This window comes from Citrobacter gillenii (assembly GCF_013337685.1).
Classification (GTDB): domain Bacteria; phylum Pseudomonadota; class Gammaproteobacteria; order Enterobacterales; family Enterobacteriaceae; genus Citrobacter; species Citrobacter gillenii.
Window position 1 is genome coordinate 33,684 of record NZ_SUQN01000009.1, and the last position, 12,954, is coordinate 46,637.

The 12,954-nt window shown below is 54.2% G+C and carries 12 protein-coding genes; 9 read left to right on the plus strand and 3 right to left on the minus strand.

Going from position 1 to position 12,954, the window contains the following annotated elements:
- Nucleotides 1-26: 26 nt before the first annotated feature.
- Nucleotides 27-1,217, minus strand: coding sequence for a maltose/maltodextrin ABC transporter substrate-binding protein MalE (gene malE, locus FCH32_RS20325; RefSeq protein WP_096758727.1), 1,191 nt, complete (start codon nucleotides 1,215-1,217; stop codon nucleotides 27-29).
- A 371-nt stretch (nucleotides 1,218-1,588) separates the two neighbouring features.
- On the opposite strand from malE, the gene malK reads away from it, so the two are divergent.
- The 5 genes from malK (at nucleotide 1,589) to ubiA (ending at nucleotide 6,760) form a co-directional block, all read left to right on the plus strand.
- A complete protein-coding gene (gene malK, locus FCH32_RS20330; protein WP_096758726.1) occupies nucleotides 1,589-2,698 on the plus strand; it encodes a maltose/maltodextrin ABC transporter ATP-binding protein MalK in 1,110 nt (369 codons plus the stop codon).
- Nucleotides 2,699-2,773: 75 nt separating this feature from the next.
- On the plus strand, nucleotides 2,774-4,132 hold the full coding sequence (locus FCH32_RS20335) for a maltoporin (RefSeq protein WP_137399214.1): 1,359 nt from the start codon (nucleotides 2,774-2,776) through the stop codon (nucleotides 4,130-4,132).
- 113 nt (nucleotides 4,133-4,245) lie between these two features.
- Nucleotides 4,246-5,196 carry a maltose operon protein MalM gene (gene malM / locus FCH32_RS20340; protein WP_115259707.1) on the plus strand — a complete coding sequence of 317 codons (951 nt, stop codon included), beginning with the start codon at nucleotides 4,246-4,248 and terminating at the stop codon, nucleotides 5,194-5,196.
- A gap of 180 nt (nucleotides 5,197-5,376) precedes the next feature.
- Nucleotides 5,377-5,874 (plus strand): chorismate lyase, encoded by a 498-nt coding sequence (ubiC, locus tag FCH32_RS20345; RefSeq protein WP_096758723.1) that lies wholly within the window; start codon nucleotides 5,377-5,379, stop codon nucleotides 5,872-5,874.
- Nucleotides 5,875-5,887: 13 nt separating this feature from the next.
- Nucleotides 5,888-6,760: a 4-hydroxybenzoate octaprenyltransferase gene (gene ubiA / locus FCH32_RS20350; protein ID WP_096758722.1), complete on the plus strand. Its 873-nt coding sequence runs from the start codon at nucleotides 5,888-5,890 to the stop codon at nucleotides 6,758-6,760.
- 51 nt (nucleotides 6,761-6,811) lie between these two features.
- Here the strand turns inward: ubiA and plsB are convergent, their stop codons facing one another.
- Entirely contained in the window at nucleotides 6,812-9,232 is a 2,421-nt protein-coding gene (gene plsB, locus FCH32_RS20355; protein WP_115259706.1) for a glycerol-3-phosphate 1-O-acyltransferase PlsB, read from the minus strand.
- A gap of 170 nt (nucleotides 9,233-9,402) precedes the next feature.
- On the opposite strand from plsB, the gene FCH32_RS20360 reads away from it, so the two are divergent.
- The 4 genes from FCH32_RS20360 (at nucleotide 9,403) to FCH32_RS20375 (ending at nucleotide 12,286) form a co-directional block, all read left to right on the plus strand.
- Nucleotides 9,403-9,771, plus strand: a complete 369-nt coding sequence (locus tag FCH32_RS20360) for a diacylglycerol kinase (RefSeq protein ID WP_045438520.1) — start codon at nucleotides 9,403-9,405, stop codon at nucleotides 9,769-9,771.
- A 109-nt stretch (nucleotides 9,772-9,880) separates the two neighbouring features.
- The gene (gene lexA / locus FCH32_RS20365) at nucleotides 9,881-10,489 is read left to right on the plus strand and encodes a transcriptional repressor LexA (protein ID WP_096758720.1); all 609 of its coding nucleotides are present in this window, start codon (nucleotides 9,881-9,883) and stop codon (nucleotides 10,487-10,489) included.
- 131 nt (nucleotides 10,490-10,620) lie between these two features.
- Entirely contained in the window at nucleotides 10,621-11,940 is a 1,320-nt protein-coding gene (gene dinF, locus FCH32_RS20370; RefSeq protein WP_146718034.1) for an MATE family efflux transporter DinF, read from the plus strand.
- Nucleotides 11,941-12,076: 136 nt separating this feature from the next.
- Nucleotides 12,077-12,286, plus strand: a complete 210-nt coding sequence (locus FCH32_RS20375) for a CsbD family protein (protein ID WP_096758718.1) — start codon at nucleotides 12,077-12,079, stop codon at nucleotides 12,284-12,286.
- 44 nt (nucleotides 12,287-12,330) lie between these two features.
- Here the strand turns inward: FCH32_RS20375 and zur are convergent, their stop codons facing one another.
- Entirely contained in the window at nucleotides 12,331-12,849 is a 519-nt protein-coding gene (gene zur, locus FCH32_RS20380) for a zinc uptake transcriptional repressor Zur (protein WP_096758717.1), read from the minus strand.
- Nucleotides 12,850-12,954 lie beyond the last annotated feature (105 nt).

The window sequence follows — 12,954 nt, forward strand, 5'->3', positions numbered from 1 at the left end:
TTCCCTAAGAAATAAGGGAAACCGTATTACTTGGTGATACGACCTTGTGCATCTTTCAGCGCAGCATCAACGGTTTGACGACCGCTGGCGGCGTTGATCACTGCGGTACGAACGGCATACCAGAATGCAGACATCTGCGGGATGTTCGGCATGATTTCTCCTTTCTCGGCGTTACCCATGGTGGCCGCGATACGTGGATCTTTCGCTAACTCTTCCTGGAAGGATTTCAGCGCGACGGCACCCAGCGGTTTGTCCTTGTTCACTTCATCCAGACCCTGATCGGTCAGCAGGTAGTTTTCGAGGAACTCTTTCGCCAGTTCTTTGTTCGGGCTGGCGGCGTTAATACCGGCGCTCAGTACGCCGACAAAAGGTTTAGACGCTTTGCCTTTGAAGGTTGGCAGCAGCGTTACGCCGTAGTTCACCTTGCTCTTATCGATGTTCGACCAGGCCCACGGACCGTTGATGGTCATCGCGGTATCGCCTTTGTTAAAGGCCGCTTCAGCGATGGAGTAGTCGGTATCCGCGTTCATGTGTTTGTTCTTAATCAGGTCAACCAGGAAGGTCAGACCCGCTTTCGCGCCAGCGTTATCCACGCCCACGTCTTTGACGTCGTATTTGCCGTTTTCAAACTTGAACGCGTATCCGCCGTCGGCAGCAATCAGCGGCCAGGTGAAGTACGGTTCTTGCAGGTTGAACATCAGGGCAGATTTGCCTTTCGCCTTCAGCTCTTTATCCAGCGCAGGAATTTCTTCCCAGGTTTTCGGTGGGTTTGGCACGAGGTCTTTGTTGTAAATCAGCGACAGTGCTTCAACGGCGATCGGGTAGGCGATCAGCTTACCGTTGTAACGTACGGCATCCCAGGTGAACGGGAACAGTTTGTCCTGGAACGCTTTGTCTGGCGTAACTTCAGCCAACAGACCCGATTGCGCGTAGCCGCCAAAACGGTCATGTGCCCAGAAGATGATGTCCGGGCCGTCACCGGTCGCGGCAACCTGCGGGAATTTTTCTTCCAGCTTATCCGGATGTTCAATGGTGACTTTGATGCCGGTGTCTTTCTCGAATTTTTTACCCACTTCAGCGAGGCCGTTATAGCCTTTGTCGCCGTTGATCCAGATAACCAGTTTGCCCTCTTCAATCTTGGCGAGAGCCGAGGCGGAAAACATCATCGTCGTCAATGCAGACAATGCGAGGATGCGTGCGCCGGTTTTGATTTTCATATTCCCCATCCTTTTTGGTGATGTGCGCTTGGATACACAGAGGTGGCTTAACGGTGTCTAGTTTCTTTATACGGCAACCTCTTTCCATCCTCCTTACCCCTACGCCCCACCCATTCTTTATGTGATCTGTGTTACAGAAATGTGAGTAATGCGTGCTGGCGCACATAAAAACCCACTGATTTTTGCGGGCAACATCACGAAATTCCTTGGCGGCGTACGGCCCGGGTCTCAGACGCGACTCTCTCATCCTCCCGCCTCCTCCCCCATAAAAAAGCTGGGGGGTGGAGGATTCACGCTCCTAATGGATAACGCATAGTCAGCCCATGATGAATGTTGCTGTCGATGACAGGTTGTAACGAAGGGAGAAGGGCATGGCGAGCGTACAGCTGCGAAATGTAACGAAAGCCTGGGGTGACGTGGTGGTATCGAAGGATATCAATCTCGACATTCACGAAGGAGAGTTCGTGGTATTTGTCGGACCGTCAGGCTGCGGTAAGTCGACCTTGCTGCGTATGATCGCCGGGCTGGAAACCATCACCAGCGGCGACCTGTTTATCGGGGACACCCGAATGAACGACATCCCGCCCGCCGAACGCGGTGTGGGTATGGTCTTCCAGTCCTACGCGCTGTATCCCCATTTATCCGTCGCCGAGAACATGTCTTTCGGTCTCAAACTGGCCGGTGCCAAAAAAGACGTCATGAACCAGCGTGTGAATCAGGTCGCTGAAGTCCTGCAGCTGGCGCACCTGCTTGAGCGTAAGCCAAAAGCACTCTCTGGCGGTCAGCGTCAACGCGTGGCGATTGGCCGTACGCTGGTGGCTGAACCGCGCGTGTTCCTGCTCGATGAACCGCTTTCTAACCTGGATGCGGCACTGCGTGTGCAGATGCGTATTGAAATCTCCCGCCTGCATAAACGTCTGGGCCGCACGATGATTTACGTCACCCACGATCAGGTCGAAGCGATGACGCTGGCTGACAAAATCGTGGTGCTGGATGCGGGCCGCGTCGCGCAGGTCGGCAAGCCGCTGGAGCTGTATCACTACCCAGCCGACCGCTTTGTGGCGGGCTTTATTGGTTCACCGAAGATGAACTTCCTGCCGGTGAAAGTCACCGCAACCGCAATCGATCAGGTGCAGGTTGAATTACCTAACCGCCAGCAAATCTGGCTACCGGTAGAAAGCCGTGCCGTGCAGGTTGGCGCCAACATGTCCTTAGGTATTCGCCCGGAACATCTGCTGCCCAGCGATATCGCTGACGTCACCCTCGAAGGTGAAGTTCAGGTGGTCGAGCAGTTGGGCCACGAAACGCAAATACATATCCAGATCCCCGCCATCCGTCAAAACCTGGTGTACCGCCAGAATGACGTGGTGTTGGTAGAAGAGGGTGCCACATTCGCTATCGGCCTGCCGCCAGAGCGTTGCCATCTGTTCCGTGAAGATGGCACTGCATGTCGTCGGTTGCATCAAGAGCCGGGCGTTTAAGGTGTCCCATTAAAAAAAAGCGCAAATCCGTCAAGGTGAAGCGTTCAAAGAAAAGCAATGATCTCAGGAGATAGAATGATGATTACTCTGCGCAAACTCCCTCTGGCGGTTGCTGTAGCAGCAGGCATTATGTCTGTTCAGGCAATGGCCGTGGATTTCCATGGTTATGCTCGTTCCGGTATCGGCTGGACGGGTAGTGGCGGCGAACAACAGTGTTTCCAGGCAACCGGTGCACAAAGTAAATACCGTCTCGGTAACGAATGTGAAACCTATGCGGAAATTAAACTGGGTCAGGAAGTGTGGAAAGAGGGCGATAAGAGCTTCTACTTCGACACCAACGTCGCCTACTCCGTCGCACAGCAGAATGACTGGGAAGGAACTGACCCGGCATTCCGTGAAGCAAACGTGCAGGGTAAAAACCTGATTGAATGGCTGCCAGGTTCCACCATTTGGGCCGGTAAGCGCTTCTACCAGCGTCATGATGTGCACATGATCGACTTCTACTACTGGGATATTTCAGGTCCTGGTGCCGGTATTGAAAACATCGATCTGGGCTTCGGTAAACTGGCGCTGGCAGCGACCCGTTCTCAGGAAGCGGGCGGCTCTTACGCGTTCAGCAGCCAGAATATTTATGATCGTACCAAAGACACCGCCAACGACGTGTTCGACGTGCGTTTAGCGCAAATGGCGATTAACCCGGACGGTATGTTGGAACTGGGTGTGGACTACGGTCGTGCTAACACCACCGATGACTACCACCTGGCAGACGGCGCATCAAAAGATGGCTGGATGTTCACCGCTGAACATACCCAGAGCATGCTGAAAGGCTATAACAAGTTTGTTGTTCAGTATGCGACAGACTCCATGACCACGCAGGGTAAAGGCCTGAACCAGGGCTCTTACGGTTCTTCTACGACAACCATTACCAATCCAGATGGTACTAAGACTAACTTCGCCAATAACGTGGTGAATAACAACGGTAGCCTGTTCCGCGTGCTGGACCACGGTGCTATCTCGCTGGGCGACAAATGGGACCTGATGTACGTCGGTATGTACCAGAACCTCGACATGGATAACGACCTGGGTACCGAATGGTACACCGTGGGTATCCGTCCGATGTACAAATGGACGCCGATCATGAGCACCCTGCTGGAAGTGGGCTATGACAACGTGAAATCGCAGCAGACCAGCGATCGCAACAGCCAGTACAAAGTCACCCTGGCGCAACAATGGCAGGCGGGCGACAGCATCTGGTCTCGTCCGGCAATCCGCGTCTTCGCAACCTATGCCAAATGGGATGAAGAGTGGGGCTACGTGAAAAATGGTAACGACGTTACCAAATTCGCAGCAGCAACTAACTCCGGTATCAGCACCACCAGCCGTGGCGACAGCGACGAGTGGTCCTTCGGTGCCCAGATGGAAATCTGGTGGTAATCCAGCATTAACCTGACGTAAAGACCGAAAGAGGGGCGTAAGCCCCTCTTACTTAAGGTTTAGCGCGCTATTGCCTGGCCACCGCTGAACCCATGCTATCTGAGGTGATAACAATGAAAATGAAGAAAAGTCTCGTTGCCCTTTGTTTATCTGCAGGGTTATTTGCCAGTGCGCCCGGCATCAGCCTGGCCGATGTGAATTTTGTGCCACAGAACACCACCGGCGCACCCGCGATTCCCACTGCCGCACTGCAACAATTAGCCTGGACGCCTGTTGATCAATCTAAGGTTCAGTCCACACAGCTTGCGACCGCCGGTCAGCGTCTGGACGTAGCGGGAATTAGCGGTCCGGTTGCCGCCTATAGCGTACCGGCCAATATTGGTGAGCTGACCCTGACGCTCTCCAGTGAAGTGAACAAACAAACCAGCGTATTTGCGCCAAACGTCCTGATTCTTGATCAGAACATGACGCCATCTGCTTTCTTCCCCAGCAGCTATTTCACCTATCAGGAGCCCGGCGTGATGAGCGCGGATCGCCTGGAAGGGGTCATGCGCCTGACGCCAGCGCTGGGCCAGCAGAAGCTCTATGTTCTGGTCTTCACCACCGAGAAAGATCTCCAGCAGACCACGACTCTGCTTGACCCGGCAAAAGCCTATGCCAAGGGCGTGGGTAACGCCGTGCCGGATATCCCGGATCCGATCGCCCGTCATACCACAGATGGCTTGCTGAAACTAAAAGTCAAAACCAGCTCCTCCTCCAGCGTGCTGGTCGGGCCGCTGTTTGGCTCATCCGGTCCGGGACCGGTGACGGTGGGCAACACTGCCGCACCAGCAGCGGCCTATGCGGCTCCGGCTGCGGTGGCAGCTGCCCCGGTCGCCGCACCAGCCCCGCAGAAAAGCGAGCCGATGCTGAACGACACGGAAAGCTATTTTAACCAGGCGATTAAGGATGCTGTGGCGAAAGGCGATGTCGATAAAGCGCTGAAGCTGCTTGATGAAGCTGAACGTCTGGGATCCAAATCTGCCCGTTCCACCTTTATCAGCAGTGTAAAAGGCAAGGGGTAACCGTCTCCCCACATTGCTGATTTTGCAACAACTGGTGCGTCTCCTGGCGCACCTTTTTTTATCCTTCCATGCTACTTGTTATGCTTGTGTTGCTCCGCCGATCACTTAATCATGTTTGCTCACCCCGTAATGCCTTTTCTGCGATACAATGCCTGAACGTGATAAATCGGAGAGTAAGGCATGCCACACCCTGCGTTAACGCAACTGCGTGCGCTGCGTTATTTTGATGCGATCCCGACGCTGGACCCCCAACTGCTTGACTGGTTGTTACTGGAAGACTCCATGACCCAACGTTTTGAGCAGCAGGGAAAGCAGGTCAGCGTAACGTTGATACGAGAAGGATTTGTTGGGCAAAATGAGGTGGCCGAAGAACTGACGCTGCTGCCGACAGAATCCCGCTATTGGTTACGTGAAATCCTGCTCTGCGCGGATGGTGAACCCTGGCTTGCCGGGCGCACCGTGGTGCCGGAATCGACATTGTGTGGCCCTGAACTGGCCTTGCAAAATCTGGGGAAAACCCCGCTCGGGCGCTACCTGTTTACGTCATCGACATTGACCCGAGATTTTATTGAGATTGGCCGCGATGCAGAGCTGTGGGGGCGTCGTTCCCGCCTGCGGCTGAGCGGTAAGCCACTGATGCTTACCGAGCTTTTTTTACCTGCATCGCCGTTGTACTGAGAGGAAGATAAAGATGGAGTGGAGTCTGACGCAGAATAAGCTGCTGGCGTTTCACCGCTTGATGCGTACGGATAAGCCAATCGGCGCCTTACTGCTGCTCTGGCCAACGCTGTGGGCGTTGTGGGTGGCGACCCCTGGGGTTCCGCAATTGTGGATCCTGGCGGTGTTTGTGGCTGGCGTCTGGTTAATGCGCGCCGCCGGATGCGTGGTGAATGATTATGCTGACCGCAAATTTGACGGTCATGTGAAACGCACCGCGAACCGACCTCTGCCAAGCGGTGCCGTGACGGAGAAAGAAGCCCGCACGTTGTTTGTTGTGCTGGTGTTGCTCGCCTTCCTGCTGGTCCTGACGCTCAACACGATGACCATTTTGTTGTCGATTGCCGCGTTGGCGCTGGCGTGGGTTTATCCCTTCATGAAGCGCTATACGCACCTGCCGCAGGTGGTGCTGGGTGCAGCGTTTGGCTGGTCTATCCCGATGGCGTTTGCCGCCGTGAGCGAGTCGGTGCCGCTCAGCTGCTGGTTGATGTTTCTGGCCAATATTCTCTGGGCAGTGGCTTATGACACCCAATATGCGATGGTCGACCGCGATGATGACCTGAAGATTGGCATTAAATCGACCGCTATCCTGTTCGGCCAAAACGACAAACTGATTATTGGTCTTCTGCAAGTGGGCGTACTGGTGCTGATGGCGCTGGTGGGCTGGCTGAACGGACTGGCGCTGGGCTATTACTGGTCTTTGCTGGTGGCAGGGGCGCTGTTTGTGTATCAGCAGAAGCTGATCGTTAACCGCGAGCGGGATGCCTGCTTTAAAGCGTTTATGAATAACAACTACGTGGGCCTGGTGTTGTTCTTAGGCCTTGCGATGAGTTACTGGCATCTTTGAGTTTTAGTCTGCGATAAAAAAAACCGGTCATTTCGACCGGTTTTTTTATGCTTACTCACCCTGAGTGGCGCTCTCGATGGTCAGACGGACATCCGACGTCACCAGTTCGGCCAGCATCTGGTAAATCTTCATCGTCTCTTCCGGCTCGGCATCTCCGGTGTCGCTGATGTAGCCTTCGTCACGCAGGGTCAGCACCAGGGAGCTGAACACCGCTTTATCGAAGAATTCCGGTGCGTTGATACCGTGCAGTACGGAAAGACGTTGAGCGACGGTGCGGCTCTCTTTCTCCAGCGTACCGCGGTTGATAGACGGATTCGCGCTCAACAGCCAGAAGGTGATGGCGTAGCGCTGCAGAGTCTCACGCGCACCTGCGGCCAGCAGCTGTAGCGTGCGGGAGCGTGCCGGGTTGATTTGCAGCTCATCGTTTTGCAACGTAATCAGACCCTGACGCTGCATTTCTCCAGCCAGTTCGTCGATCACCCCTGTAAGCTCATCGCGCTCCCAGCGCAGGAACAGCTCGGCTTTCAGCATCGGATACAGTGCATCAATATGTTGCTGCAATGCGACGCGTGAAATCCGGCGATGCTGAGTCACAATCGCCGCCATCAGTGACGGCAGCACCAGCATATGCGCAATGTTGTTGCGGTAGTAAGTCATCAATACCGCCTGCTCGCGCGGCAGAATGATGATGTCACCGATGGTATCTTTCTCGACCTCAAACTTGTTCATCTGCAGGGCGTGATCGATAAGCTCACTGGCACTCTGCGTCGGAACCGTTGCATCTGATGCATACGGTACGTTACGCAGCAGGCTGAGGTAGCAATCAAGCTGCTCAGTTAACTGCTCGCGGGTCAGGGAACGCTGGCGGGATGCCAGTAGCGCGGTACAGCACAGGTTCATGGCGTTGGCCGCACCGGCGTTGTTAATGCGCACCATCAGATCGGCGGCAATGTTATTGACCGTCGGCGTCAGCCAGGCAGGGCGAATCGACTCGATAGGATCGATAGACTCACGCCACTCCGGCACGTGCTGATTGAGGTAGGTCATCAATGGCATCGGTTCGCCAAAGTTGACGTAGCCCTGACCCAGATTACGCAGCTTGCTTAAGCCACGCAGCATCTGCGGCAGGCTCTCTTTCTCTTTTGTCGCGCCACGCAGTTCTTTCGCGTAGGTGCCGACTTCCATCACGTGCTCGTAGCCAATGTAAATCGGCACCAGGGTGATAGGACGCGTACCGCCGCGCAGCATTGCCTGGATGGTCATCGACAGCGTGCCGGTTTTCGGATCCAGCAAACGACCGGTACGTGAGCGCCCACCTTCGACAAAGTACTCAACCGAATAACCGCGGCTGAACAACTCGCCGAGGTATTCGCGGAAGACGGTGGAATAGAGCTTATTGCCCTTGAAGGTACGACGAATAAAGAACGCACCCAGGCGGCGGAAAATCGGGCCAGCCGGCCAGAAGTTCAGGTTGATCCCGGCCGCAATGTGCGGAGGAACCAGCCCCTGGTGATACAGAACGTACGACAGCAGCATGTAATCCATATGGCTGCGGTGGCAGGGGACATAGACAATTTCATGCCCGTCGTGCGCCAGTTGGCGAACGCGTTCTGCATTGTGAACGTTAATACCCTGATACAGTCGGTTCCAGGTGAATCCCAGAATACGGTCAGTCAGGCGGATCATCTCGTAGGAGAAGTTGGCGGCGATCTCTTCCATCAGCGCAATGGCATTTTGCTGCGCTTTTTCGTGGGAGATCTTTTTACTGCGGGCTTCATCTTCTACCGCACGGGCGATTGCTTTTGAGGCCAGCAGCTTATTAAACAGATCCTGACGGGCAGGGAGGCGCGGGCCAACAGCGGCCAAACGCTGACGGGCAAAGTGCATACGCGCCACGCGCGCCAGTTTCTGGGCGATGATTTTATCCGTACCGTGTTCGTCTGCCATGCGGCGCAGAGAGACCGACGGCGAGAAACGGACAAAACTGTCGCGACCGAGCCAGGAAACGGCGAAGAATTTCTGTACGCCGTTCAGCATGCGCAGCGGCGGGTTGACTTCACCTTTTTCGCGGCCAGGCGCGCGGCCAAACATCACCGAAACCGGCACCATCTGCACATCAAGGTCAGGATTGCTGCGATGCAGATCGAGATAGTTATGGAACAGCTTGATGGACTCTTCTTTTGGCGTGTAATAGGTGAACACACGCGGACCGCCGTGAATAAACACGTAGCGCGGCAGTAAAGTCCCGTCTATCTCCAGCGGTTCCAGGGGATCGGGAAGATCGTGCGCCAAACATTGGGCACGTAGCGTCAGCAAGTCTGCTTTTGAGTTGTACGGTAGGACGTACATAATGGGACGAGACGTATCGAGTCCCAACTCCGGGGCAGGTTCTGCCGGAATAGACTTGCTTTTTACCAGGACGCTTAATGGTAAATTCAGTAATTTGTAGTAAATTCGTGGCCAGCCGGACATAAACGATGTAAAGCCTCTGGTTAATAATGCAAATGCGCTGCAAGGATATCAGAAAGTTTAGTGAATTTCTGGTGTATCCCGTCATACTTCGCGCTGCTTTGCCACACCCTGAAACAAACGGGGTAACGTTACAATGACATTGACGCTAATAATGTAAAAAGGTTCTTTTGATGGCCAATAATACCACTGGATTTACCCGAATTATCAAAGCTGCTGGCTACTCGTGGAAAGGTTTTCGCGCCGCATGGATAAATGAAGCGGCATTTCGTCAGGAAAGCGTTGCCGTACTGCTGGGCGTCGCCATCGCCTGCTGGCTGGACGTCGACGCCATTACCCGTGTGTTGTTGATTGGTTCAGTAATGCTGGTGATGATCGTTGAAATCTTAAACAGCGCTATTGAAGCAGTGGTCGACCGTATTGGATCGGAGTATCACGAACTTTCCGGTCGAGCGAAAGATATGGGGTCGGCGGCTGTTCTGCTGTCTATTTTTGTCGCCCTGATCACCTGGGGCATCCTGTTGTGGTCCCATTTTCGATAAGGATTCCACAACTTCATAAATCTCCTGTTTTTTGTGCAGTTTGCGGTTCCAAAATCGCCTTTAGCTGTATATACTCACAGCATAACTGTATATACACCCAGGGGGCGGAATGAAAGCGTTAACGGCCAGGCAGCAAGAGGTGTTTGATCTCATTCGGGATCACATCAGCCAGACAGGTATGCCACCGACGCGTGCGGAGATCGCGCAGCGTTTGGGATTCCGTTCCCCAAACGCGGCTGAAGAACACCTTAAAGCGCTGGCGCGTAAAGGGGTGCTCGAAATCGTCTCTGGTGCATCGCGTGGTATTCGTCTGTTGCATGAAGAAGAGGTAGGATTACCGCTTGTAGGCCGCGTTGCTGCAGGTGAGCCGCTGCTGGCGCAACAGCACATCGAAGGCCACTATCAGGTTGATCCATCCCTGTTCAAACCTAATGCTGATTTCCTGCTGCGCGTCAGCGGTATGTCAATGAAAGACATTGGTATTATGGATGGCGATCTGCTGGCAGTGCATAAGACACAGGACGTGCGTAACGGCCAGGTGGTTGTTGCCCGCATTGATGATGAAGTGACGGTTAAACGCCTGAAAAAACAGGGCAATAAGGTCGAGCTTCTGCCAGAAAACAGCGAGTTCAAACCGATCGTTGTCGACCTGCGTGAGCAGAACTTCACCATTGAAGGACTGGCCGTCGGCGTTATCCGTAACGGTGAATGGCTGTAACGGTCTGTTGATTTCCTGTAGGCCGGATAAGACGTTTACGTCGTCATCCGGCAACGTGCCCGGTGGCACTGCGTTTACCGGGTCTACACAACTTTGTCCAGTACGTTTAACTTCTTCTCAGGCTCTCCTGTATGCCTTTCTTTACCTCCTCTGATAAAGCGCTCTGGCATCTTGCCCTGCCAATGATTTTCTCCAATATCACCGTTCCCCTGCTGGGACTGGTGGACACAGCTGTGATTGGTCATCTGGATAGCCCGGTCTATTTGGGTGGTGTCGCCGTGGGGGCGACGGCAACCAGTTTTCTCTTTATGCTGCTGCTCTTTCTACGCATGAGTACCACCGGGCTGACGGCTCAGGCATTTGGCGCAAAAAATCCGCAGGCGCTGGCCCGTGCGCTGGTGCAGCCGCTGATTCTGGCTTTGGGGGCGGGGGCGGCAATTGCGCTATTTCGTACGCCGATTATCGATCTGGCGTTACACATCGTGGGGGGGAGCGAAGCGGTACTGGAACAGGCCCGGCGCTTCCTTGAAATCCGTTGGCTCAGCGCGCCTGCCTCGCTGGCGAACCTGGTACTGCTCGGCTGGCTGCTGGGCGTTCAGTACGCGCGAGCACCGGTGATCCTGTTGATTGTCGGCAATATCCTCAACATTGTGCTCGATATATGGCTGGTGATGGGGCTGCATATGAACGTGCAGGGCGCCGCGCTGGCGACGGTGATTGCCGAATATGCCACGTTGCTGATTGGCCTGCTGATGGTGCGCAAGGTTCTCCACCTGCGCGGTGTTTCGCTCATGATGCTGAAACAGGCATGGCGCGGAAACTTCCGCCGTCTGATGGCGCTTAACCGCGACATCATGCTGCGTTCGCTGTTGCTGCAGCTGTGTTTTGGTGCGATTACGGTACTCGGGGCGCGTCTCGGGGGCGATATTATTGCGGTCAACGCCGTTCTGATGACCCTGTTGACCTTCACCGCCTATGCGCTGGACGGATTTGCCTATGCCGTGGAAGCGCACTCTGGTCAGGCTTATGGTGCCCGGGATGGCAGCCAACTGTTGGATGTCTGGCGCGCGGCGTGTCGACAGTCGGGCATTGTGGCGATCCTTTTTTCACTGGTCTATGCCCTGTTTGGCGAGCACATTATTGCGTCGTTGACCTCACTACCGCAGATTCAGCAACTGGCCGATCGTTACCTTATCTGGCAGGTGGTGTTACCACTGGTGGGCGTCTGGTGTTACCTGTTGGACGGCATGTTTATTGGCGCAACGCGTGCTGCGGAAATGCGTAACAGTATGGCCGTTGCCGCTGCAGGATTCGGCTTAACCTTATTCACGTTACCGCTGTTAGGCAACCACGGTTTGTGGCTGGCACTCGCCGTTTTTCTGACGCTGCGCGGACTCTCGCTGGCTTTTATCTGGCGGCGTCACTGGCGAAATGGCACCTGGTTTTCCTGACTCGTATGGTTAAAAATTCCGAATAATAAATAGAACTCAGAATCACTGACTACACTTATTCTCACGTCCAGCAAAAACATAGCGTGTCTGGACGCAGCACTCTCGCTATTCACAACCTAACGATGAGGATTTGATGATGAATAAAGACGAAGTCGGTGGTAACTGGAAGCAGTTGAAAGGTAAAGTGAAAGAGCAATGGGGCAAACTGACCGATGATGATATGACGGTCATTGAAGGTAAGCGTGACCAGCTGGTGGGTAAAGTCCAGGAACGTTACGGTTATGCGAAAGATCAGGCGGAGAAAGAAGTGAAGGATTGGGAAACCCGCAACGACTACCGTTGGTAATTATCCCCTCCCGCCTGAATGTACAAGGATGTACGTTCTCTCGCTTAACGCCCGACCTTCTTTTTTACCTGAATCGTGTGATCATGCTGGCAGTCGCCAGGATGACGGCAGGCTTCAACTTCCACACAGACCTGACACAGGCCATGCGCTTCAATTACGTTATGACGTAGGGCAAAGCCCATCTTGGCCGCCAGCGTATGCATGATGTCTTCCACGCCCTCCGCACACTCTTCTTTCACCACGCCGCAGCGGTCACAAATGAACATCGCGGAGCTGTGGGTGGGCTGATCGAACAAATGGCAAAGCACGTAGCTGTTGGTGGATTCTACCTTGTGGACAAAACCTTGTTCGAGCAGAAAATCGAGCGCACGATAGACGGTAGGCGGTTTAGCCTGTGGTTCAGTTTCCCGTAATAAATCTAGCAGGTCATATGCGCTGATTGCCCCTTCCTGGAGGCTCATCAGGCGCAGCACTTCGAGGCGTTGCGGCGTGAGTCGCACGTTACGTTGCGCACAGAGTTTTTCAGCGTGAGCCAGCAACTCCTGCGTAGGGGTTCTTTCCATTTTTGCGCCTCGATTTGCGTGGAAGGTTAATCCCTTACTTTATCATGTTCTGCATAAAACGCCGAGATCAGCCGTGGTGTGCTATACCTGACGCATCGCAATACT